The 24,426-nt window shown below is 56.3% G+C and carries 19 protein-coding genes; 7 read left to right on the top strand and 12 right to left on the bottom strand.

Annotated features, from left to right (window positions below):
• Positions 1-40: 40 nt before the first annotated feature.
• The 4 genes from G583_RS14605 to G583_RS0105760 all read right to left on the bottom strand — a co-directional run bounded on the left by G583_RS14605 (position 41) and on the right by G583_RS0105760 (position 7,461).
• On the bottom strand, positions 41-1,417 hold the full coding sequence (locus G583_RS14605) for an MFS transporter (RefSeq protein ID WP_022870241.1): 1,377 nt from the start codon (positions 1,415-1,417) through the stop codon (positions 41-43).
• Positions 1,418-1,560: 143 nt separating this feature from the next.
• Positions 1,561-5,424, bottom strand: coding sequence for a hydantoinase B/oxoprolinase family protein (locus tag G583_RS0105770; protein ID WP_029629305.1), 3,864 nt, complete (start codon positions 5,422-5,424; stop codon positions 1,561-1,563).
• Positions 5,425-5,493: 69 nt separating this feature from the next.
• Entirely contained in the window at positions 5,494-6,285 is a 792-nt protein-coding gene (locus G583_RS0105765) for an isochorismatase family protein (RefSeq protein ID WP_022870240.1), read from the bottom strand.
• 417 nt (positions 6,286-6,702) lie between these two features.
• The gene (locus G583_RS0105760; RefSeq protein WP_156832056.1) at positions 6,703-7,461 is read right to left on the bottom strand and encodes a helix-turn-helix domain-containing protein; all 759 of its coding nucleotides are present in this window, start codon (positions 7,459-7,461) and stop codon (positions 6,703-6,705) included.
• A 366-nt stretch (positions 7,462-7,827) separates the two neighbouring features.
• On the opposite strand from G583_RS0105760, the gene G583_RS0105755 reads away from it, so the two are divergent.
• The 5 genes from G583_RS0105755 to G583_RS0105735 all read left to right on the top strand — a co-directional run bounded on the left by G583_RS0105755 (position 7,828) and on the right by G583_RS0105735 (position 13,901).
• Positions 7,828-8,826 (top strand): Fic family protein, encoded by a 999-nt coding sequence (locus G583_RS0105755; protein WP_051129657.1) that lies wholly within the window; start codon positions 7,828-7,830, stop codon positions 8,824-8,826.
• A gap of 134 nt (positions 8,827-8,960) precedes the next feature.
• Positions 8,961-10,397 (top strand): Na+/H+ antiporter NhaC, encoded by a 1,437-nt coding sequence (nhaC, locus tag G583_RS0105750; RefSeq protein ID WP_022870237.1) that lies wholly within the window; start codon positions 8,961-8,963, stop codon positions 10,395-10,397.
• A gap of 8 nt (positions 10,398-10,405) precedes the next feature.
• A complete protein-coding gene (locus G583_RS0105745; protein ID WP_022870236.1) occupies positions 10,406-11,500 on the top strand; it encodes a histidinol-phosphate transaminase in 1,095 nt (364 codons plus the stop codon).
• A 119-nt stretch (positions 11,501-11,619) separates the two neighbouring features.
• On the top strand, positions 11,620-12,636 hold the full coding sequence (locus G583_RS0105740) for an LCP family protein (RefSeq protein WP_029629302.1): 1,017 nt from the start codon (positions 11,620-11,622) through the stop codon (positions 12,634-12,636).
• 287 nt (positions 12,637-12,923) lie between these two features.
• On the top strand, positions 12,924-13,901 hold the full coding sequence (locus G583_RS0105735) for a hypothetical protein (RefSeq protein WP_022870234.1): 978 nt from the start codon (positions 12,924-12,926) through the stop codon (positions 13,899-13,901).
• Between the two features lie 28 nt (positions 13,902-13,929).
• Here G583_RS0105735 and G583_RS0105730 read toward each other — a convergent pair whose 3' ends face one another.
• From G583_RS0105730 to G583_RS0105705, 6 genes are all read right to left on the bottom strand, one after another.
• The gene (locus tag G583_RS0105730) at positions 13,930-14,712 is read right to left on the bottom strand and encodes an NAD-dependent epimerase/dehydratase family protein (RefSeq protein ID WP_022870233.1); all 783 of its coding nucleotides are present in this window, start codon (positions 14,710-14,712) and stop codon (positions 13,930-13,932) included.
• 278 nt (positions 14,713-14,990) lie between these two features.
• Positions 14,991-15,707: a ubiquinone/menaquinone biosynthesis methyltransferase gene (locus G583_RS0105725; protein ID WP_022870232.1), complete on the bottom strand. Its 717-nt coding sequence runs from the start codon at positions 15,705-15,707 to the stop codon at positions 14,991-14,993.
• Positions 15,708-15,748: 41 nt separating this feature from the next.
• Complete coding sequence (locus tag G583_RS0105720) at positions 15,749-16,312, bottom strand: YbhB/YbcL family Raf kinase inhibitor-like protein (protein WP_022870231.1); 564 nt, start codon at positions 16,310-16,312, stop codon at positions 15,749-15,751.
• A gap of 126 nt (positions 16,313-16,438) precedes the next feature.
• The gene (locus G583_RS0105715; RefSeq protein ID WP_022870230.1) at positions 16,439-16,657 is read right to left on the bottom strand and encodes a CsbD family protein; all 219 of its coding nucleotides are present in this window, start codon (positions 16,655-16,657) and stop codon (positions 16,439-16,441) included.
• A 230-nt stretch (positions 16,658-16,887) separates the two neighbouring features.
• Positions 16,888-18,093 carry an NAD(P)/FAD-dependent oxidoreductase gene (locus G583_RS0105710; protein WP_169558769.1) on the bottom strand — a complete coding sequence of 402 codons (1,206 nt, stop codon included), beginning with the start codon at positions 18,091-18,093 and terminating at the stop codon, positions 16,888-16,890.
• 21 nt (positions 18,094-18,114) lie between these two features.
• Positions 18,115-19,314, bottom strand: a complete 1,200-nt coding sequence (locus G583_RS0105705) for a pyridoxal phosphate-dependent aminotransferase (protein ID WP_022870228.1) — start codon at positions 19,312-19,314, stop codon at positions 18,115-18,117.
• Positions 19,315-19,506: 192 nt separating this feature from the next.
• Between G583_RS0105705 and G583_RS0105700 the strand changes: the two genes are divergently transcribed.
• Both G583_RS0105700 and G583_RS0105695 read left to right on the top strand, forming a co-directional pair.
• The gene (locus tag G583_RS0105700) at positions 19,507-20,487 is read left to right on the top strand and encodes a daunorubicin/doxorubicin resistance ABC transporter ATP-binding protein DrrA (RefSeq protein ID WP_022870227.1); all 981 of its coding nucleotides are present in this window, start codon (positions 19,507-19,509) and stop codon (positions 20,485-20,487) included.
• A complete protein-coding gene (locus tag G583_RS0105695) occupies positions 20,484-21,353 on the top strand; it encodes an ABC transporter permease (RefSeq protein WP_022870226.1) in 870 nt (289 codons plus the stop codon). Before G583_RS0105700 ends, G583_RS0105695 begins: the two co-directional genes overlap by 4 nt.
• Positions 21,354-21,356: 3 nt before the next feature.
• Here the strand turns inward: G583_RS0105695 and dnaB are convergent, their stop codons facing one another.
• Positions 21,357-22,712 (bottom strand): replicative DNA helicase, encoded by a 1,356-nt coding sequence (dnaB, locus tag G583_RS0105690; protein WP_084677302.1) that lies wholly within the window; start codon positions 22,710-22,712, stop codon positions 21,357-21,359.
• Between the two features lie 905 nt (positions 22,713-23,617).
• Positions 23,618-24,358 carry a YggS family pyridoxal phosphate-dependent enzyme gene (locus tag G583_RS0105680; protein ID WP_022870223.1) on the bottom strand — a complete coding sequence of 247 codons (741 nt, stop codon included), beginning with the start codon at positions 24,356-24,358 and terminating at the stop codon, positions 23,618-23,620.
• Positions 24,359-24,426 lie beyond the last annotated feature (68 nt).

Below are 24,426 nucleotides of genomic sequence, written 5' to 3'. Positions count from 1 at the left end.
CGCCCATACGGGGCGCGGCACCAGTATTTTTGTATAGCGGTTACGGCTGCGGGGTTATGGGCGCTTGTGCCACAACCGGCTGCTCTTCCTCCTCGAGGTCATCACCGGAAGTCTTGACCGGGCGAGCTAGCATCATGATCAGACCGGACAGCAAGATACCTCCCAGGGCAATCACAATCGTGGCATTGGTCAGTCCGAAGTTGGCGGTGACCAGTGCGGTAAGAATAAACCCACCGACAACAGCCCCGGGCTGGCTCATCGAGACGATGAAGGCCGAGCCGGTACCACGGCACTCCGGCTGGAAGCATTCTGCTTGGAAGTACATGATGGCCGCGTAGGGCCCGAGCAGGAAGAAGAGACCGATCATGTACATCGGCAGCACAAACCCTGGGGTACTTGGCCCGAGCATCATGGTGGTGAACGCGATGCCGGCGATAATCCAGCCGCCCACGATCACATTCTTGCGGCCGAGTTTGTCGCCCAACCACCCGTGGGTGATGTAGCCGAGTGCACCAACCACGTTGGCGACGATAATCATCAGCAACGCGCTTGAAGCATCCACGCCCTTGCCACTCTCCAATACGGTGGTTCCCAGAACCGAGAAGGTCTGGATGCCCATCCAGTTGAGTATCCATACGACACACAACACGATGGTGTTGCGACGGTGTACCGAATTAAAGATCTGACGCAGTGGCGCTTCGGTCGACAGTTTCAGGCCGGTTTCGTCTGAAATCTTTTGGGCACCGGCATGATCGCCGGCTTTCTGCAGGAGCTTCATCTGCTTCATCGCCACAAACTGTGGGGTCTCTTTCAGGAACACGTAGATGAGCACAAAGACCGCGGCCGCAGGGATAATCGAGATCAAAAAGGCCATCCGCCAGCTTTCAGGACCGAACCACATGGTCACCAGACTGACGAAACCTGCCGCCAGCAGTGCGCCGACGGGCCACCCGGTCTGAACAAATGCGTAGATCAAACCCTGATTCTTTTTGACCTTCTTATCTTCCGACAGCGCATAGACCTCGTTAAGGTAAGTCGCGTTGACCGACTGTTCTGCCAAGGCAACACCCGAAAGCGCACGAATACCAACGAGGCTGGCACCCCCGACGGCCAGTGCACTGGCGCCACTTGCCGCAGCGGATCCACCGACCGAGGCCATCATGCCTTTGCGTCGACCAAGACGGTCAATAAGTGGCCCGAACAGGATAATGACGAGGAAGACGCCCACGCTGACCAGGGTGGAAACGAACAGGGCTTGGCTGTTGTCCCAGCCGAAACTTTCTTCAATGCGTGGCAACAACGTGCCGAAGAGAATGTAGTCGTAGACCGCAATGACCCAGGCGAGAAAGGCGATGAGGGTGACGATTCGAGTTTCTTTGAGACTTATTTTCCGGAATGCATAACTTTGGTTGGCCATGATGGCTCCTAGGAAAAGGTGTTTGAGCTATAGAAGTGATGTCACGGTTTTGGCTTTGGGGATAAAAAACTCACCCGCGGCAAGGAAGTGGCTTCCGTCCTTGCCACGGGTGAGTGTGTTCGGTATTCAGTTATCTTGGAGGTTTATGCGTTGGTTGATGCGGTGACGACACCCGCCCGGAGTTTGGCGGTGGCCTCCTCATCAACCTGGAGTTTGCCGTCGCGTTCTGCCAGTGCGACCTTGTAGTCGTCGAAGGCGGCCTGCTTGGTGGTGAACCCGTCAAGCACGTCCTCAAGTACCTTGTAGGCATCGCGCTTCGAAGGTTCGCCGAAGCCACCACCCGATGGGACGGTGATCTGGATCGAATCGCCGGCATCCAAGGTGCGGCCGGTAACCTTGGACGGCCAGGCTTCTTCGCCTTCGCGGCCAGGGTTTTTCACGATCGACGCGTTCAAACCATCATGACCACCGAACGCGCCCCACGGCAGATCCGATTCGTGACGTTCGCCCTCACACGTGATCATGGTGTCAGTGAGGAAGGTGTTTTCACGAACGATGCCGATGCCGCCGCGGAACTCACCTGCTGCTGCCGGTTCATCACGCAATTCGTAGCGATCCGTGCGCATTGGGAAGCGCCATTCGAGCTCTTCGATCGGGTTGTTACGGGTATTGGCGATCAGGTTGTCGGTCGAGTCCGGACCATCGGATGTCTGACGACCACCGTAGGACCCTTCGTTGACCTCCAGGTAGACCCAGTATTCACCCTGTGCTTCATCCCAACCGGAGTAGGACATGAAGTGGATGTGTGCCGAGTTACCGGCCGTGACCTTCTCCGGGATGACCGGGGACAGGGCTCGCAGTGCGAGGTCCACAGCACGCTGAACCTGCGAGAACCGCGAGAACGTGGCCGCCGGGTATTTCGGATTGAAGATCGTGCCCTCGGGTGCGATTACCTTGAGCGGTTTGAGCATGCCCTCGTTCTGGGGTACGAAGACCGGGAAGGCGACTTCGTCGAGGAACATCATCCTGGTAATGAACGTGAACGCTGAGACGGTCGTACCTTCAAACGCACAGTTATATGCGGTTGGGACCTGTTCGGACGAGCCGGTTAGGTCGTAGGTGATCTCGTCGCCTTCGACAATGACTTTGACCGCGATCGGCAGTTTCTTGCCGTAGTTGCGACCGTCGTCGTCGAGGTAGCCCATTTCGGTTTCGTATACACCGTCTGGGATTTTGGCGATTTCTTGGCGCAGCATGCGTTCGGAGTAGTCGATCCATGCCTGACCGGAATCGCGCACCGCGTCCAGGCCGTAGCGTTCCACCAGCGCAAGATACCGATTCGAGGCGAGCTCGGTTGCGGCAATCATGGCTTGGAAATCGCCCTGGTTGGAGGTCGGTGTGCGGGTGTTGTTCAGAATGTGTTTGATCAGGGATTCTTGGCGAACACCCTTTTCGTAGATCTTGACCGCACGGAACATCTGGCCTTCAGACTGCACGTCTTGAATATCGACCATCAGCCCCGAGAACGCACCACCGTTATCGATCAGCTGACCGGAAGCTCCCGAGAAGCCAACGAGTTGACCATCGTGGAAGATCGGTTTGATAATCGCCACGTCTGGTGAGTGGGTGGCGCCCAGGTATGGGTCGTTGTGCAGGATGATGTCACCTTCGTGGATGTCATCGCCAAGCACCGAGATCACACCTTTGACGATCTTCGGCATCGATCCCATGAACATCGGGGTCGAGTCGGATTCGGCCAGCACGTTACCGTTAATGTCGAAGAGTCCGGCACCGAGGTCTTCAGATTCGCGAATAATCGACGAGTACGCCATGCGGAACAAGACCGAGGCCATCTCTTTGGCGGCTGAGTTCAGCGCACCACCGATCACGCGCATCAGAATTGGGGTGGCCAGTTCTTCTGCGGAATCTTCATTGGCTGGGCAATCGATGACGATATTGCCGACCTCGTCGATGCGACCCTTGAAGCGTGGTGGAACCACGACGGTCGCATCGTACTGTTCAATAATCGCTGGGCCCTCGAAGGTCTGACCGACCATGAGTTTCTGGCGATCATAGAACGGCGTCGCGTGGGTGACTGGTTTGCCAACCTCGTCGAAGATTACGTCGCGGGTTTCCACGAGTGCCGCATCGAGTGAGCCGGTGCTCTCGCCAGCCACGACGGGCAGTTCGTTCATTTCGGCGGTGGCTTCAACACGAATGTTGATCAGTTCAACTGGGACGTGGCTGAAACGGTGACCGTATTCTTCCTCGTGGGCAGCGTGGAAGCGGCGTTCGGCCTCATCCAACCAAGCGTCGTCGATATCGCCGTCTGGCACATCGAAGCGAACTTCATAGCCCTGGCCTTCATACCGGGCATCGGCCAGGCGCTGCAGTTTGCGCCGACCCTGCTCGACCTTTTCGGTATCCAACTGGTGCGTGGCTTTGGCTTCCAGGTTTTCATAGGATTTCTGGAGTGCAGGTTTATCGGCACCGGCGAGTGGGAAGCGGACAGTGCTGACAAATTCGTAGCGCTCATCCGTCGCCAGCAGACCAAGGGCAGCAATAATGCCCGGATTCGCTGGCACCAGCACACTTGGCACCTGGAGTTCGGACGCAATTTCGCAAGCGAACAGGCCACCAGCTCCCCCGGCAGCAACCAGGGTGAAGTCGCGAGGGTCATAGCCGCGGCGAACAGAGTTTTCTTCGATTGCCTGGGTCATACCGAAACGCATGACCTGCAGGGCACCGAGTGCTGCCTCTTCTACCGACATCTCGAGCGTATCGGCAACCTTTTCCATGGCTTCTTTGGAGAGGTCCGGACGCAAATCGATGCCGGAACCTGCCAGCATGCGCTCTGGGCGCATACGACCCAGGAGCAATTGCGCATCGGTTGCGGTCGGTTCAGTACCACCGCGGTTATAACACACCGGACCTGGATCGGCACCGGCCGACTGTGGTCCAACACGGTAGACCCCACCGGCATCAACGTAAGCGATCGAGCCACCACCGGCACCGATCGTGTCGATATCGACCATCGGGATCATCGCCTGATAATCACCAATCTTGGTATCCAGCAGGTGACGCATGCGAAGCTCACCCTGATAGGAAACCCCGATATCAGCAGATGTACCGCCGATGTCCAGGGTCACGGTATTCTCATAACCGGATTTCTTACCTGCCCACATACCGCCGATCAAACCGCCGACCGGACCGGACATCATGAGCGAAACCGGGATCTTGGCCGCTTCATCGACCGGGACCATACCGCCCGATGACTGCATTAGCAGGATCTCACGGTCGTAGCCCAGTGCCTCAATTTCGGACTGCAGACGACGCACGTAACGTGAAACGCGTGGTCCGACGTAGGCATTGAGTGCAGTGGTTGAGAAGCGTTCGTATTCGCGGTACAGCGGAACAATTTCGCTGGACAACGATAGGTACGCTTCGGGGAATTCCTCTTTGACGATTTCCCCTACCCGCTGCTCGTGAGCCGGGTTCAGGTACGAGTGCAACAGGCACACGGCGATGGCTTCCACGCCGGCGGCCTTGAGCTCACGTACCCGGGTACGCACTTCGTCTTCATCCAGTGCTCGCAGCACGTCACCGTGCGGTGCGGTAATGCGCTCTTTGATCGTCAGCCGATGACGACGTTTGACCAGCGGCTGGGTCTGCCACGGAAGGTCCTGCTGCAGCGAGAAGTTATATGGCTTCTTGTGACGCGCAATGTGAAGGATATCGCGGAAACCCTCGGTCGTGATCATACCGACCTCGGCGCCCTTATGGGTCAGCGCGGTGTTGGTTGCGACTGTGGTTCCATGGACCACCTGGTCTACTTCCGACAGTTTGATGCCGGCTTTTTGACTGAGGCGTTTCAATCCGTCGATTACCGCAATCGAGGGATCGTCTGGGGTTGAGGGAACTTTCTCAACCGCGCCTTCGTTAGTCTGATCGTCAACATAGTACAAATCCGTAAAAGTACCGCCGACGTCTACGCCAATGCGTTTCATAATTTTCCTTCCGGGGAGAGTCCGGGTAAAGGGTGTCGTGCTTGTGAACCCGTGGTGGGCAGGTTGGTACTAGACAGCGAACTCAGCATCAGCAGGACGCTGATCAACAACCTGTGCTGTTGGAGTTGGAACGGTGTCTTCAAAGTTCGGCAGGTTACCGAGGTAGTCCACAACGGTCGAGAGGTTTTCGACGTCGCCGAACTTGTTGTCGATATCAAAGAGGTTCCATGCGACAGTGCCTGCAACGCGGTCGCCAACTGCTTCTTTAACGACGATTGGACGGAAGCCTTCTGCCATAGCGTCTTCAACTGTGTTGCGAACACAAGCCGAAGCGGTCACACCGGTCACGATGAGCGTGTCGATGCGGTTGGCAGTCAAGAACTGGTTGAGGTAGGTACCTGGGAAAGCTGAGGCGCGCTTCTTGGTGATGACCAATTCGCCTGGCTGTGGGGCGATGCGGTCGTCGATATCGGCGGCACCGGTTGACGGATCCAGGGTTTCCAATGGGATCTTCTGGGACCACAGGCCCATATCCGACGGCAGAGAGGTATCTAGAACTTCGTATGCGGTGGTAATGAAAATGACCGGTACACCCTTGGCACGAGCCGCTGCGTTCAGGTCCTGGCAGGCCGGGATGATTGTATCCATATTGCGGCATGTGAACGCGTGGTCTGGACGTGTCCAGGCGTTTGCCATGTCAATGTGAATCACGGCCGGACGGCTGCCGAAACCAACGCGACGCTTGAAACCGCGGCGTTCCATTTCTTCAGCACCCTGACCGAAGGCTTTATCTAGCATCTCTTCAAGTTGACGTTCGGTATCTTTGTAGTTCTCGTCGGATGCGTAGATATTGTCGACCATTGTCATGCTCCATTCAGAAAGTTTGTGATGTGAATCACGCTTTGCGTTGATACTGGAACAATTTAGTTGCTACTGCAGCAAACAACAATGGTGGGAATTTGCCGCCCAGAACAATTTTCGAATCGAGTTAATTGCAACCAACCAGAATGCCGCGATACATCCGACCACCTACTCGCGAGTAAGACAACCCCACTTCTGACCACAAAAAGAGCGACCTCATTGAGCAGACAGCGGGCAATGACTAGGCCGAGGGCTCCGAACCGAAGGCTGCTCGGCAAATGAAACAAGACGCTCTGGCGGCCCGGAAAAATTCACAACCACGAGAGCCTGAACGCCATGAAGCGCTGAAAAAGTCAGCAGAAATATTTGTTGAACAACCCAAATATTTGCGTCGGATATATGTGCGACGCAGCCAACCTACAGTGGACAGGACGGCCCGTCCCCGCCTGAGCCGTCTTCGGCACGACGCTGCGCCTCGAGAGCAAATTCGCCAAGTTCAACATCACTACGATCCGCAGCAATACCCGGTACCGCAGCGTTTTCTTCAGACACAAGCGGCTCCTGCTCGTCCGAATCCAACACCAACAGGCAGCTGTGCGCTGTAGTGAATGGATGCAAACGCCGCAACTTCAGTGGACCGTCCACCTGCTCCAGCTGCTGACGCACTAGCTTTGCGTGCACGGAGCACACCACTGGCCGCTCTGACTCCAATAATCCCTGATAAATACACGGCCGCACACCGACTGTCAGATCATCACTATTGACCACGGGATCCATACCGGCGTCCTCAAGATGCTCATACAGCACATCGAGTTGATGAGCCGCGGCCACCTCAAGCGCTTGGCCGTGATCACGATCCGGCGCGAGCCGTCGCAACAATTCGCCGCGAGCGCTCGCTTCTTCCGCACGCTCCTGCGCCGCTGGACTATGTTCGCTACGCTCAACCGGCCAATACCCCATCGGAGGACGACCGCGGCGGCCGGTGTCCACCGGGGCGCTCACCACGAATCCTTCAGCTTCTAGGACCCGCAAATGGTCACGCGCCGTATTGACATGAACGTCAGCTTCGGAGGCGAGATCCTTGAGCGCTTGTCCCGGATGAAGCTGGACAGCGTGGAGAAGGCGTACCCGGGATTCCTCTGTGAGCCCCCGGAAATCTTTAACTCTGCGAGGCATGCTTACATCGTATCAAGCGGACATTTCATGACGAACGGTGTCGCGCCCTCAAGGCACCAACACAACCTAAGAATGGCCGCCCCGAAATTGTACTGGATCTGCAAGAATAATTTTCTCATTAGTAAACTTAATGAGAAAATTGAAAAGAATTTTCTCATTAGCATCGAACAAACAGAGGAAGGGGGCACATTGACGCACTCTTGGCCGCCTGTACAATACCGCGAACAACAATGGCCTGAGTCGGAAGCAACGACTGACCCCCTGTGGTCCAAGCGACGGCGCCAAGCAAATAAGGGAACTTATCAACAGGCAGTTGTACCGCACATCGCTCACATCACGACAAACCTGCCCTCCGACATAGCGTCCATGGCACAAACCGTGAACGAAGATCTGGCCCGCTTCGATGCGCAGTACGAAGGTGGCGCACCCTTTAGCGCGGTACTACTTCGCAGCGAATCTTCCGCCAGCTCCCAAATCGAACACTTAACCGCGAATGCACGACGAATCGCTTTAGCCCGACTCGGCGATAACACGAGACGAAACGCGAGTCTCATTGCGCGAAACACCATGGCGCTCGAAGCAGCACTGCAACTCGCCGACGACCTCACCGTGAACGCGATGCTCGAGATGCACCGTGCTCTACTCAATGACTCGGACCCCAAACAAGCAGGCCGATTGCGCAAAGAGCCAGTGTGGATCGGCGGACACTCCCCCGTTAGCGCGATGTTCGTACCTCCGGAGCACTCAACAGTCAGCTCATCGCTCGAGGATCTTGTCGAATTCATGCAACGCACCGACATCCCGGCAATAGCTCAAGCAGCCATTGCGCACGCACAGTTCGAAACCATTCACCCCTTCACCGACGGCAATGGCAGGACCGGCAGAGCGCTAGTTTCGGCAATCCTGCGCTCCCGAGGCACAACGCAGAACTTTACGGTGCCTTTATCCTCGGGACTACTCACTGACACGGAACAATACTTTGAAGCACTGAACGCATATCGACGCGGGTCCATCATTCCCATCATCGAGCAATTTGTCGCGGCTACTCGTAGCTCAATGGCCAATGTCCAGGTACTTCTGAACGATATCGAGACTTTACGCGCCGAAATTTATGCAACCGCCCAAAGAAAAACGAAAAATCTCCAAATCGTTGCGAACCTATGTGTCATGGAGCCTGCTTTTACCGTTGGCATGGTGCAAGAGCGAGGTGTGGCACTATCCACTGCGTACAAGATTCTCGACAGGCTCGTTGAGCGCAATCTACTGCGGACCGAGAGCAAGATTGGAGGTCAGTCGGTATGGTCCGTCCGGGTCCTGACGGATGCCCTCGACGCCTTCGCGGAAAGAGCCAACCGTAGGTCATAAGTTGTGCATTCTGAGAGGCGGATCACGATACCGTTGAGCATTTTGCCAATATTTGTAGAATTTAGTTTGCGTTCACCAACCGTATTGCGGATTATGTGTTCTACATCTCAAACGATTCGCATCCAAAGGAATCCATGCAAGCACATAAGCTCCCCTCCATTCCGATCGCGCTACTGCCGATCGCTGTTTTGGTCATCATGGCTCTAGTCTCGATCTCCTTCTGGGACATCGGCATGCTCATCCCGCTAATGACAGCGGTCGCCATTGCACTCCTTATTGGAAAAAGTCTCGGATATACCTGGAATGAACTCGAAACCTCGCTCGCACAGGGCGTGAACCGAGCACTCCCCGCGGTGTTCATCCTCTTTTTGATCGGGACGATCATCGGCACGTGGATCGAAGGCGGTCTCATTCCAGCCATCATCTACTACGGTCTGCAAGCTATCTCACCGCACTTCTTCCTAGCACTAGCCTGTCTAGTACCGGCCGTAGTCTCGTTGGTCTTGGGCAGCTCGCTGACAACCATCGCGACCGTCGGCATTGCCTTCATGGCCATCGGCGAAGGCATGGGCTTCCCACCAGCCATCGTTGCGGGCGCCGTCATCTCCGGCGCATTCTTTGGCGATAAACTCTCACCACTGTCTGATACCACCAACCTGGCAGCGGCCATGGGCGGGGTCAAGCTCTTCTCGCACATTCGCCACATGCTCTGGGACACCGTGCCCGCACTGGTCATCAGTGCTTTGATCTTTTGGTTCATCGGCTCCTCGATGTCGTCCAGCTCCAGCGCAGATACCAGCGATCTCACGGCCCTCATGTCGGGTCTCAACGAGCAATTCGTGATCCACCCTGCCCTCCTGATCGTGCCGGTTCTCGCGTTGGGACTCATGTTCCTGAGGATGCCAGCACTGCCCACCTTGCTTCTCGTATCCTTGCTCGGCGCCGCCACTGCACTTCTGGTGCAAGGCAGCACGGTCACAGCCGTCCTGCAATCCATGACCTCCGGGTACTCGTCAGAAACAGGAGTGGACTTCCTCGACAGCTTGCTGTCTCGAGGTGGTATCGAAGCGATCCTCGGCACCATCGCGTTGGTCATCATCGCCACCGCGCTCGGCGGTGTGCTCGAATCCACCGGTTCTTTCAAAGTCCTCATAGGTTCTCTGGTCAAACGCATCAAGCGCCCAGGCTCCATGGTCGCCGGATCACTCGGCGCAGGTTTTGTTGTGGCGTTTGCCAGCGGTGAGCAGTATGTCTCCGTTCTATTACCGGCTCGCGCATTTCTGACTCCCTATAAAAAGATGGGCTTGTCACCGCTGAACCTCACCCGCACAGCCGAAGCCACCGGCACCGTGGGGATTAACCTGGTCCCCTGGTCCGTTCCAGCTGTCTTTGCTTCCGGCGTCTTTGGTATAGCCGCAACAGAATTTATTCCGTTTATCTTCTTCGCCATTCTGGTACCACTCATCAATCTGATTTATGCGTACACCGGATTCACGATCAAACGCACCACTCCGGTCGACGAAGTAAACCAAGAAATTCCAGAAAAAGAACTGAGCGGTCAAGGAAAGTAAGCAAAGCAATGACACAAACAACAACCAACTCCCCGTTCCGCCCCGCACTGGCGAACGTACCGACCTATAAAGCAGGCAAGCAGCCGGCAGCAGCCCCCGGCCTCACGCCATATAAACTGTCGTCCAATGAGCTTTGCCTGCAACCACTACCTGGTGTCTTGGAATCGGCAGCGGAGCCGTTCAACCCTGCCAATTACCCGGACCCGTCTGCGAACGCGCTGATCTCCGTGCTCGCCGATTATTTACAGGTGCCAAGCGATCATCTCATCGTCGGAGCCGGTGGTTCAGAGATGCTTACCGCCATCAGTCACATCACCCTTGAGGCCGGAACCGAAGTTGTGTACCCCTCCCCCAGCTTCGAACTCTATGCTCAGGCTGCGGCGCTCAACGGAGCAACCCAAAAACCGGTTGGACTCACGAACGAGTTCAAGCACGACCTCACAGCGATGGCCGACGCCATCACCGATCGCACTCGGTTAGTCCTGCTGTGTTCACCAAATAACCCGACGGGTCCGACGATCAGTAAAAGTGAGTTCGACGACTTCATGACCCGGATACCTTCTGATGTACTCGTCGTGTTGGACGAAGCCTATTGGGAGTTCATCACCGACCCCGCAGCAGTCAACGGACTGGCAGCGCTCAACGACTATGACAACCTCGTCCTGGTACGCACCCTGTCCAAAGCTCACGGCCTCGCTGGGCTACGGATTGGGTACGCTGTAGCCAAACCCCACATCATTAGTCAAGTGCGCAAAGCGCTCATCCCATTCAGCGTGACCGCACCGAGCCAAAAGGCGGCAATCGCTTCAATAGACCGTGTTGACGAAGTTCTAGAGCGCGCTCAAACCGTGGCGGAAGTACGCGACCAATTCGTCGCCGAACTGCGTGGTCAAGGTTGGAATATACCGGATGCCCAGGCCAACTTCGTCTGGCTCCCGCTCGGTGATCTCTCTACAGCATTCGAGGACGCTTGCGTGGCTCAATCCCTTGCAGTGCGAAACCTCAATGACGGTGTGCGGATTAGCATCGGTGAACCTGAGGCCATGGAGCGCACCCTACAGGTCGCCGCCGAATTCCGAAAGCAGCACTATCCCACCGCATAGCAACTGCCAGTCTCGGAGGGTCCGTGCTGACCTTACAAAGCATGGGCCCTCCATGAAACTGCCCGTAAACAACTTGTTTCGAGCAGCTACGTTATAAGCAACGCTATATAGTCTCTTATATGACTGAGAATCTTCTGGAACCAACAGGCACAGAGAGCCGGCCTAAGTCTAAGAAAAAAGTATTGTTCTGGACCCTGGGCATCTTCTTGGTGTTTGTTCTCATCGCCGGTGGCATTATCTGGGCTGCCCTGTCGAAACTGGGCGACTTCGAGACAATCGACGACGCATTCCCAGAAGAATCGACTCGCCCCGAGGCCAGTGTGGCCGCCGAAGGGGAAGACGACCCGTCGATGAATATTCTGCTGCTCGGATCCGACTCCAGAGCAGATACAACAACGCCTATCCTCGATGATTTGGGCAACCGTGCCGATACCATCATGGTTGCCCACATCCCATCGGATCGCAGTGGCGTACAGATCATGTCGATCATGCGTGACTCCTGGGTCGAAATCCCAGGCCACGGTCACTCCAAAATCAATGCCGCAATGTCCCACGGTGGCGTGCCGCTGATGATCGAGACCGTCGAAGACATCATTGACCAGCGCATCGACCACGTCGCCGTCGCAGACTTCAATGGCTTCCAGAACATGACCAATGCCCTGGGCGGCGTCGAGGTCAACAATCCGCAGGCATTCTCCTACGGTGACCACCAGTTCGCGCAAGGGCCTATAACCCTCAACGGCGATGAAGCACTCACATTCGTGCGCAGCAGGAACTTCTCTGACGGCGACTACACCCGCGTAGAGAACCAGCAGCTGTTCATGAAGGGCATGGCCTCTGAAGTCCTGTCCCGCGATACCCTCACCAGCCCCGGCAAACTCAATGACCTCATTGATGCCACAACACCATACGTTGCACTCGATGGTGACTTCGGTGCCGGCACGATGGTCGGCCTGGGCACTTCAATGTCGTCGGTTCGTGCCAACGATATCACCAGCTTCACCTTGCCAACCTCCGGACTTGGCACCGAAGGTGGTGGCCAATCGGTGGTCTACATCGACTGGGACGAATTAGAAGACGTCCAAGAACGGTTCAAGAACGACGACCTCGCCGACTACCAGCCCGATCCACGCTAGGACGATTCGGGCAGGCCCCAAAAAACACATAAGAATGATGCCCCGGGGTTTCAAAACCCGGGGCATCATGCTCTCATCACTCACACCTCGAAGATGATAATTAAGAGTCTAGGCAACGGTCCTGGTCGCGAACTTGAATTCATCTCAAGATCAGGGCTGAATTGTCTGGACAATTCCTCAAAGACGATCTTATTTCGCCAGGTCCAGACGGTAATTCCGCTGTTTCTCGGGGTTTTTTGATCTGCTAGCGTGGCAGCGTCACACCACACCGTTCAGAGGATCGAGCAATGAAACGCGTACCGATGCTTCTCGCCGCCGTGGCAGCTTTAATGTTCGCAGGCTGCGGCGCGAGTCCTGAGGAAACCAATGACGCCCAGAGCTCGGCACGCACCGAGGCCACTGTCATCACAAATGATGCAGACCAACAAAGTAGTTCGGAAGAACCTGAGAGCTCACCGGCCACCGATGTAGTCACCGAGGGGCCTGGTGCTGCCGAAAGTCTTGAACACCTGCTGACCACGTTAAACAGGGTCTATAAGGACAATGTGGGTAACGGGAACTTTTCTGGCGAATGTGATGCTCCCTTTGCAACGCTTGAGGAATTCCGGGAATGCAGTCCTGATGATCCCATCGCATACTTAGATACAATCGAAGCACCCCGCCAAGGCGAGCTGATCGTCACGCTGTTGCCGGATTCCTGGGGTGGTGGCGAATATGATCCCGACAGGGTGTTCACCGTGCCCTACCTCGCCGAGATTCTGCACGGTTATATCGGCAGGCACAGCGATGGCATGCTGCAAGTCACGACCACAACACCGGATGGGGAATATCAAGCTACCCACGGAAGACTTCCTACGGCAACCAACTCAGATGCCCCGACAAGTGAGGCCGATCTGGAAGCTTGGGCTGATGAGCGGTTCGATGACTGGCTACGCTCCATGAATTTCACGTACCAGGGGCTCTGCGGGGGTGTCGATTCGGTTGCAGACTATCGGCAATGTGTTCCCGATGATCCGCACGGTTACATCACCAGTTTCGAGGCCCCAGTGGCTGGCGAGATCGTCGTTCGTATCGAAAATGGTCCCTGGCAGGGCGGCCCATACGTACCCGCAGCGCAGTTCATGGCCGGAAATATGATGCTAAAAATCGCTTCCTATTCCAATGACGTCGATCTCTTGACCGTCATCACCGAGGAAGGTGAGTCTCACACCGTCCAGTACGCCCCGAGCGGTTATACCGAGACCACTAGAGAACCGACCCTATAACCCACCCGCCGGGACAATCGGTGTAAGTTCAGGGCTTGTAAACGGTGTGGTCCCACTGTTCTTGGTCCGGCGATGAGCTTGCGTAGCGCAGTCGGTATGGCTCCTCCGCCGTGAACTCTTCGACCAGGATTTTCACAAGGTCATCACCGGTCAGCCACGTGCGTTGAAGCCGTTGTGCTCTGAACTCACCGAAGCCTAAGTGCGGCATTTCGTCAGAATCAATGAGCTCTTGAAGGCTCATGTTGTTTCGCATGGTTCCAATGCGAAGCACGCTGACGGGAAGTCCTGATGCATCGCTGGCAAACCGTCCGAGGGCTTCCATATAAGCCTTGGCCGCTCCGTAGAGTCCGTCCGGCCGAGGTGGATCTGAGGGTTTCACGTGTCCGTCACCGGTTCCGGCCATGAGTTCGCGCTCGGGCCAGCCCGCCGCATGATTACTGGACGCGAGGATAACCCTGCGCGTGCCATATGCCATGGCCAAGGCAAGGATTCGGTTCGTCGCGTCCATTTCAGTCGCGTAGATCGCGTGTTTACCGCCGGGTGCACCGGTCGCCAGGTGCAAGACGTAGTCCGCCTCGGACACAAGGCGGTCCAACAGGGCGTCGTCGTCCAAATCGGCTTGATACGTTTCGGAAAAGTCGGGGTTGTCGATTGTTACGGCATCGGTGCCCACGAGCTCATATGACGCGGATAATTGCTCGGTGATGAGGCTCGCGACGGTCCCGGCGGCACCAGTGATAAGGATCCGGTTACTCTTGGGTCGCGGTGTCCATTGTAGCCCGCCCGCAGGTGCTTCGATCGGAAGGTCCATGTTGAGTCTCCTCGTCGTCGCATACGTCTGTTCTTCGACAGTATGCCGAACAACTCGAGTGAGTCCAACATGGTCGCAACATTTGGGAACCCCTACAGACAGAACAATGCCCCGGGTTGAAACCCGGGACATCGAACTCTCATCACTCACACCTCGAAGAGGATGCTTAAGAGTCTAGGGAACGATCCTGTTCGCGAACTTGAGTTCTGCTCAAGATCAGGCATGAATCGTCTGAGTATTCCCTGCACGCCTAGTACCGATATTGATTGTGAGAAGTCCTACGCAGCAGTTTTTTGAGCCCAGTGAATTGCCATGGTGCCGAACATCAGTGACTTGTAGCCGGTGGCGACGAATCCAGCTTCCTGCATCATGTTCTCGATGCGGTCTGCAGTATGGAAGCCTCGCGAAGTGCGGGAGAGATATTCGTAGGCGTCTGGGTTTTGCGTGATCGCATTGGCCAGGCGTGGGACAACGTACTTGATGTAGGCCGTCGAAAATGGTTTGACGATATCGCGCGGGGCAGGCGACATTTCAAGGCATGACATCATGCCGCCGGGTTTCAATACCCGGTATTGCTCTTCGAGTGTTTTGGCAATGTCGGTGACGTTGCGCAACAAATACCCGTGGGTCACGGCGTCGAAGGTGTTGTCTTCGTAGGGCAGGTCCATGGCATCGCCGGTTTGCCAAACGATGTTCGCGCCGCCGGGCCGGTAGCGGGCAACTTCCAACATTTCGTTGGAGATATCGAGGCCGTAAACCTGTGCACCGTAGCGCTGATTGGCTATTTCGAAGGCGAGATCGCCGGTGCCGGTGGCCACGTCGAGCACTTTTGGTGCCGGGCCGAGTTTGACGGCTTTGACCGTATCGCGAATGAATCTGGGTTCTTGTCCCCAGGTCATGACCAGGTTCATCAGGTCATAGCGGTCGGCAATATTATCGAACATTTCGGCCACGGTGGCACCGTGGGCGTCAACGGCTGAATGGTGTGTAGTCACAGCACTCCAGTCTAGCTGACGCCCACGGTGCGGGGTGGCTTTTAGTTCTCGACAATTCCGTAGACGGTCAGTGTTGCACGGCCGAGTGTGTGGCCGTGACGGTTGAAACCGAAGAAGGCGTTGGAGGCATCTTCGGGGATGTCGAGTTTTTCAACGTCCAGGGCGTGGACGGTGATGATATAGCGGTGTGCACCGTGGCCTGCTGGTGGTGCGGCACCGATGAAGCCTGGGCCACCGCCATCGTGTTTGAGCTGGAAGGCACCGGTTGGCAGTCCGGAGCCGTCATCGGCACCTGCGTTTTCGGCGAGTTCAGTGACGTCTGCCGGGATGTTTCCGACTGACCAGTGCCAGAAGCCCGAGCCGGTGGGTGCGTCTGGGTCGAAAATGGTGACGGCGTAGGATTTGGTGCCCTCTGGAGCGCCAGACCAAGACAGCTGTGGCGAGATGTCTTGACCGTTGGGTACACCCATGGCGCCGGAGTATTGGGCGTCCGGCCATTCTTGTCCTTGCGTCACGGTGGTGGAAGTGACGGAGAATTCGGCGGCTTCTTCTAGTCGGGCGAATTGGTCATTGCCAAGTCGAGCGAGTTCGTTGATATCTACCATGCTGCTCCTTTGATTGTGAATAGCCGGGATGGGCATTGAATGCGCCTCCCAGCCTATCTGGACAGCGAGAAACCCGGGAGGTTGAGCACCTTCCCGGGTTTCTACTCAAGTACTTCGTATTCGGTACTACTTCTTACCGAAGCCGTCAGTAAAGCCTTTAGCCTTATCTTTGACGTCACCAGCGGTGTCCTTGACCTGCTCGGTGGTGTCTTTGATTTTGCCCTGGAGATCCTGAGCTTTGCCTTCACCTTCAGCCTTGGAATCGCCTGTGGCTTTACCTGCGGCCTCTTTCGCCTTGCCGGTTACTTGGTCTTTCTTGGCGTCTGCTTTGTCTTCAATTCCCATGGAATTTCACCTCTCAGGTTCGCGGAAAGTTTTCCGTCTACGACGTTACCTACCGAAACCCTCAAATGTCACGCAATGTCATGCGAATTCAGTGAATTTTCAGGCATTATCCACCAGATGTTCGGATTTTCTACTGGTCAGTAACGTTTTGAGGTTGAAGCTTATATGGGACATTCGGTTCAATAATCTGGTGCGGTTTCCAGCTCCGACCTGGTGCAATAGCGTTGCCCTCACTGAGCTTGCTCGACGATACGCCGCAACATCTGATCCGTGACGGTTTCCCTCGATCGGATCAGGGGCCTGGCCGCGCGAGGCACGCCTTTGAGCCCCATGTTCATCGCGGCTTGGAGTCGTCCATCGCGCAACCAGAAGGCTACGAATCGATGTGAGGGCACATCGCCGTGCACCACCACTTCACAGTCACCTCCGGCGGTGCCGGTGTATTCCATCCACACGTCGTACTGGTCGGAGAAGAAGAATGGGATGACGTCGTAGCTGACTGCTTCGCCGAGCATACTGCGTGCGGCCGCCTTGCCCTGGGTCCGCGCGGTGTTGAAGTGTTCTCGACGTTCGTGTCGCCCGATCGTCGGATTCCACACGGACGCCACATCACCGGCGGCAAAGACGTCCGGAACGCTGGTCGCCAACGACGCGTCCGTCACGATACCATTGTTGACCTCAAGACCGGCGTGTTCTGCGAGCGCAGTCCGCGGTGTCGCTCCCACCGCAATCAGCACGGTGCCTGCCTCCACCGTCATGCCATTGTCCAACACCACCTGTTCTACCCTGCCGTTGCCGTGTAGTGCGGTCGCCTCGGTGTTGGTCAGGATGCTGACACCCTGTTCGACGTGCAGATCGCGGTAGACCGTGGCCATCTCCTCACCCAGAGCACTGCGTAGCGGTAGCGATGACCGGCAGATCAGTGTGACGTCTTTGCCCAGCATCGCGGCGCTGGCTGCTACTTCACAGCCGAGCAACCCTGCACCGATGACGGCGACCCGCTCGGAATCGTAAAGCTGGCTTCGCAGCGCAGTAGCATCGTTGAGGGTACGCAGATACTGTACGCCGGTGAGTTCGTCAGCCCCCGGTACAGTGAGTCGACGTGGTGTAGCACCGGTGGCCAGTAGTGCCGAGGAATAGTCCATCGTTGCGCCGGTACCCAAGTGCAGCACCTTGGCTTCTGCATCGAGGCCGGTAACCGGTGTGTCGAGTTTCAAGTCGATGTCATGTTGGCGGTAGAACTCAGCGTCGCGCAGATACAGCTCGTGGTAGCCCTCCCCGCCGTAGAGAAAATCTTTGGAGAGCGGCACGTGGTCATAGGGCTGTTCTGTTTCTTCGCTCAGCATGGTGATCCGGCCGTTGTAGCCGGATGAGCGCAACTGAGCTGCAGCATAGGTGCTGGCTAACCCCGCCCCGACCAGGACGATATGTTCCATGGAATCTCGCATACTGTGGGATTAGTCAATGGTCTTGTTGAATTCGACGATGCGTTCGATGGCGCGTTCCACGGCCTCGTATCCGGCAGCAAAAGACACGCGAATGAACTGATCGCCGTCCACCTTGTCGAAGTCCACGCCGGGAATTAGCGCCACGTGTGCGTGTTCGAGCACGGCCGCCGCGTAGTCGACGGTATTGCCGTAGCGTTGAAGGATCTTCTCGGAGGGTTGGGCGTAATAGTAGAAGGCGCCGTCGGCGGGCGCGGAATTACGCCAGCCCAGGCGCTCCGCGTTCTCCAGCACCAGCTGGCGTGTGCGAGCGAATTCGGTGACCTCTGCGTCTGAGGCTTCGTAGGCTTGGTGGCTGAAGGCTTCAATGGCCGCATACTGTCCGGCCGCCGGTGGGCACAGGGAGATGGAACCGGCCAGCCCGGAAACCGCCGGTGCGAGATCTTCAGGCATGAGCATCCAGCCCAGACGCCAGCCGGGCATGCCCCAGTACTTGGAGAATGAGGAAATGACGATCGCGTTGCGGTCATACTCCCACGCGGAAACACCCTTGTCCTGGCCGTAGGTAATGCCGTGGTAGATCTCGTCGGAGACCAGGCGGACTCCGTTTTCACCGCACCAGGTCGCAATACGTTCCATGTCTTGACGGGTGACCATGGTCCCGGTCGGATTATTCGGTGAGGCCAAGATCAGCCCGTCCAGTGGTTCTTTTGCGTGGGCCTCGGCTAGTTTGTCGACGTCAAAGCGGAAGTTTGTGTCGATGCCGGCGGGTAGATCCACGACGTCCACGTCGAGGGCTCGAAGAATATTGCGGTAGGCGGGGTAGCCGGGACGGGCCAGACCAACGCGGTCGCCGACGTCGAAGGCAGCAATAAAACTGGCAACGAAGGCGCCTGAGGAGCCCGTGGTGACGGCTACCGACTCGTAGCTGACATCGAGGTTGTACCAGGTGCGGTAGTGCTCGGCGATGGCTTCGCGCAACTTCTGGGTGCCTAATGATGGGGTGTAGTTGAAGATCGGCGTTTCAGAATTGTGCAGGGTGGCTGCCGCACGGTTGACGGCAGCTGGCGCACCGCCGCTGGGTTCGCCGGCCCCCAGGGAGATGACATCAATGCCCTGAGCCTTCATGGCTTCGACGTCACCGACGATATCCATGACTTGAAAGCGCGAAACCGCGGAACGACGACTGGGGGAGAATTTTGAGGCTGCCATGCTCCTAGTATGCCAAATCACACTGCATCGTCAACGGGCTCCAGTAGCCAGGAAAATCGTGGAACAATGTAAAATTCTGCAACGGTCCTGTCACTCCCACGAACAGCATCCGCCGCCCGTGCGCGTGGTTGTGGCCCGACAATTGCCCTAGCATCTTAGGCTAGGGCGTGCGACCGGTTGAAAGGAAGAATTATGACAACCGACATCCCCGCCGTAGAGACCCAGGGGCTGGTCAAAAAATTTGGCGACACAGCCGCCGTCGATGGCGTCGACCTCTCGATCTCCCAGGGCGGCATCTACGGAGTGCTTGGCCCCAATGGTGCAGGAAAAACGACGGTCATGCGTATGCTGGCCACCTTGTTGCGCCCGGATGCCGGCGAGGCGAAAGTCCTCGGCCATGATGTCTACACCGAACCCCAGGCCATTCGCGAAAAGATTGCGTTGACCGGGCAGTTCGCGTCCCTGGATGAAGATCTGACCGGCATCGAGAACATGATCCTGCTCGGCCGACTCCTGGGCTATAAACATCGGATTGCTCGCAAACGCGGGATGGATCTTCTGGAGGCATTCGGGTTGACGAAGGCCGCAAATCGACCGGTCAAAAAGTATTCAGGTGGGATGCGTCGTCGGTTAGATATTGCCGGATCCCTGATCGTCACCCCGCAGCTCATGTTTCTCGATGAACCGACCACCGGTATTGATCCGCGCAGCCGCAACCAGGTCTGGGATATTATTCGCACGCTGGTCGACGGTGGCACCACGATCCTATTGACCACCCAGTACCTAGAAGAGGCCGATCAGCTAGCCGACCGTATCGCGGTGATCGACCACGGCACGGTGGTAGCAGAGGGGACACCCGGACAGCTGAAGGCAGAAGTCGGTTCTGGCGCACTGCGCGTTCGGCTCCATGACGTGAGCGCACGCGATCAAGCGGTTGAACTCCTGCGTCGAGAGGGCACGCCCGTTACCCCCGAAGCCGATCCGGCAGCGCTGACCGTGCAAGTTCAACACAGTGCCGATGTGACCCACACGCTCGAGTCGCTCGCGCATGCATCGATCGAGGTCGCTTCCTTCTCCTACGGACAGCCCAGCCTCGACGAAGTCTTTTTGACCCTCACCGGTACAGCGTCTACTCCACACTCCGATTCAGCGCCCGAGGTAGGTGCCCCATGACGAATTCTCAGTCCACTACGCAATCTTCGACTCCTGCCACACCAGTTGCCAGCGGCGAACCCGAACGGATTCGCAAGGTATTGGTGCCGCAGCAAGACCGTCCGGCACCGGCCTCCGCGCTGACGGCTTGCGTGGCCTATGGGTGGCGGGCCTTGTTGAAGATCAAGCACCTGCCTGAGCAGCTTATCGATGTCACCATTTTCCCGGTCATGATGACCTTGATGTTTACGTTCATCTTTGGCGGGGCCATCGGCGGCTCGGTGGATAACTATGTCCAATTTTTGATCCCCGGTATCTTCGTTCAAACCCTGATCATGATCACCATGTACACGGGGCTGACGTTGAACCGCGATTTTTCCAAGGGAGTCTTTGACCGATTCCGTTCGCTCCCGGTCTGGCGGCCCGCACAGCTGGTGGGCGCCCTGCTGGGGGATCAGATTCGCTACCTCTTGGCGGGGACGATCATTTTGACCGTCGGATTCTTTCTGGGCTTTCGTCCGGAGGGCGGATTGACCGGTGTGCTCGCAGCCTTTGCGCTGCTGTTGGTATTCAGTTTCAGCCTGTCCTGGGTGTGGACGGCCGTTTCGTTAGCGGTTCGCACTGAACAGGCGGCCATGGGTGTTTCGATGTTCGTGATGATGCCCCTGGTGTTTGCCTCAAATATTTTTGTCGACCCGTCGACAATGCCTACGTGGCTCCAGCGTGCCGTTGAGGTGAATCCCGTATCGATCGTCGTCACAACGATTCGCGAAATGATGGCCGGAACCTATAGTTTGAGCTCACTTGGACTCGTAGCACTGTGCTGCGGTGTGCTCATTGTGATCTTTGGGCCGGTGTCCATGTTTATGTACAACCGCAAGAGCTAGCCGCTAGAAGCCACCATCGGACGGTGCCATGTTGGCGAACCGTGAGTAGTGCCCTTGGAAAGCCAGTTCAATGGTTTTCGTGGGACCGTTACGGTGCTTGGCCACAATCAGGTCGGCCTCACCGGCACGCGGAGATTCCTTATCGTACATGTCCTCACGGTGCAACAGAATGACCATGTCGGCGTCCTGCTCGATCGAACCGGATTCACGCAGGTCCGAGACCTGAGGGCGCTTATCGGTACGCTGCTCGGAACCACGGTTCAGCTGGGACAGAGCCACAACGGGGACTTCGAGTTCTTTAGCCAGCAGTTTGAGCGAACGTGAGAATTCGGAGACTTCTTGCTGACGTGATTCCACCCGTTTACCCGAGCTCATCAGCTGCAGGTAGTCCAGCACCACCATTTTGAGGTTGTGCTGCTGTTTCAGTCGGCGACACTTGGCGCGAATCTCCATCATCGACATGTTCGGAGAGTCGTCGATAAAAAACGGTGCTTCGTTGAGTTTCTGTAGGGTCAGGGCCATTTTGCGCCACTGCCCTTCATCCAGGGTTCCCTTACGCAGATCGGTCAGCGAAATGGTGGCTTCGGCAGACAGTAGACGCATGGCAATCTCGGTTTTGGACATTTCGAGCGAAAAGAATGCGGTGGTCATGCTGTGACCGACGGCCGCAGCGCGCGCAAAGTCGAGCCCGAGCGTGGATTTACCAACTGCCGGACGGGCCGCGATGACGACCATTTGTCCACCGTGTAAGCCCTGCGTCAACTCGTCGAATTCGTCAAAACCCGACGGCACCCCGGACATGCCGTCGCCGGTCGTCGATGCTGCTTCAATTTCGTCAATGGTTTCGGCCAGAATGTCGCCGAGAGCAACGTAGTCCTCGCCGGAACGGTTATCGCCGACCTTATAGATCTCTGCTTGTGCTTCATTGACGATGGCTTCGACTTCGCCGTCTGCGCTGTAGCCCATTTGCGAGATTTTGGCGCCGACGTTGACAATGCGGCGCAAAATGGCCTTCTCAGAAACGATTTCTGCGTAGAAGGAAGCATTCGCGGCAGTTGGTACTGCCTGAACCAAGGTGTGGATGTGTGCCGCACCCCCGGTTCGGGTGAGCTCCTTGCGCCGATCTAACATCGAGGTGACGGTAATGGCATCGGCCGGCTCACCTGCAGCAAAAAGGTCAGTGATTGCCGTGTAGACCAGCTCGTGACCAGGGGAATAGAAGTCTTCGGGGCGAATAATTTCCGAGACTTCGGCGATCGCATCGGTGGATAACATCATCGCACCCAGAACAGACCGTTCCGCGTCAAGGTCTTGTGGGGGTGTACGTGGGTTTGCTGAGACTCCGTTGGCTGTATCCATTGAGTTAAAGTTTGCCATTGTTATCTAAAAGATGCCCTCCCCTACCCCGGCAGCAGAATGCCAAAACTCGAGCCCGTAGCGCGACCGATGCACGCACCATTTTCGTAATGCCAATATCGGCCGCTACGAGCAAGTACCCTGCGACGATACCCGGCCATTTCCTGTGGATCAACTGCCGAAAACTCTTTAATTGTGGATAACCTGTGGATTAAGTTGTGGGGACTGTGCACAAAATGTGGACCAAGCGTGGATTACTTATGCACAGTATCCACAAACATCAACCTGACAAGGGAAGATGATAGTCACATCCTGTGCATAACCGAATTTCCACCCCTATTTTTGGTGATTTGACAACCTAGATTTAAAGCGGTTTTAACTCTATTCACATCTTTCCCACGAGTTATCCACAGGTTATGCACACACTGTGGGTAAACTACACGCATGTCATTCACGTAGCATTTGGCGTGTTTTCCGGCATGTCGTGATGCTGTTGGTTTACGAGTGCAAAAGTTCCGAAAATTTCAAGTCGAGCTGATCTTCCCCGAAATGGCCATCACAACCGTCTCGGTGAATCGTTTTAAACCGGTTTCGGTGGATGAGAAACACACTTCATGACGCCGTGAAATCCGACATAAAAATTGTTCACCGATTTAATCACACAGCCCGGATGCCTTAATTCATGCGGGAACGAAGAACCGGGAACGCCTCTGCGCCGCATCGTGCCGCGACACCGAGGACGTCGCACAACGAACATCTGCCCAGGACGTTTACACGCTGGAGCACATCGCGAGCATCGCACATACGGCTACCTCTTATAGCAATCCGAAAGCGTACTTTAACGATTCTGACCTGGAGAGGTACATGCGTGTAAGTAATTCACACTTGTGGAAACGACTGTGGACAACCTAGTTGGAGTACTCGCGTTCTCCAAAAATCGCACTGCCGACGCGTACAACGGTGGCGCCCTCTTCAATGGCGATCATGTAATCACTGGACATGCCCATGGATAGCTCACCATCACCGATCAGCTCCGGACGACGCCGGCTAATGTCATCACGAAGAGCTCGCAGCATTGCGAAGTTCTCACGAATGACCACTTCATCGTCGGAATGCAGCGCCATGGTCATCAAACCTTTGACCTGCAGGTTCTCAAATTCTTGGAGCTGCTCCAAAAACTCCTCTACCTCACCCGGTTCGATGCCAGATTTCGTTTCTTCACCCGAAGCGTTGACCTGAACAAAGACATCGAGAGTACGATCAAATTCCTTCAACTGGTTGTCGAGACGGCGAGCGATGCGGATACGATCTAACGCCTGAAACTCATGAGCAAACTCGGCGACGTTGCGAGTCTTATTCGACTGGAGTGGACCAATGATTGCCCAGTGCGCGCCCAGATCGGACATGGCCTCTGCTTTACGTTCGGCTTCTTGGACCTTGTTTTCACCAAATGCTGTCATACCTGCTGCGAAAGCTGCCCGCATACGTTCCGCGGTGACGGTTTTTGAGACCGGTAACAGGCGAATATCACGGGGGTCTCGACCTGCTCGTTCGGCGGCAACGGCAATATTTTCGTAGACCGCGTCGAGGGCTTTCCGGAACTCGATTTCAGTAGTGGCGACAGTAGATGCATTCTCAGGCGTGGACATGACCAAAATGTAACATAGGAACAACGTATTTCAGCCTTTAACCCGCGTCCTTGGTGGGTTGTTGAGGA

It is taken from the genome of Yaniella halotolerans DSM 15476 (genome assembly GCF_000420805.1).
Classification (GTDB): Bacteria; Actinomycetota; Actinomycetes; order Actinomycetales; family Micrococcaceae; genus Yaniella; species Yaniella halotolerans.
The sequence above is the reverse complement of the archived record's forward strand: the minus strand, read 5'-3'. Positions and strand labels throughout refer to the sequence as shown.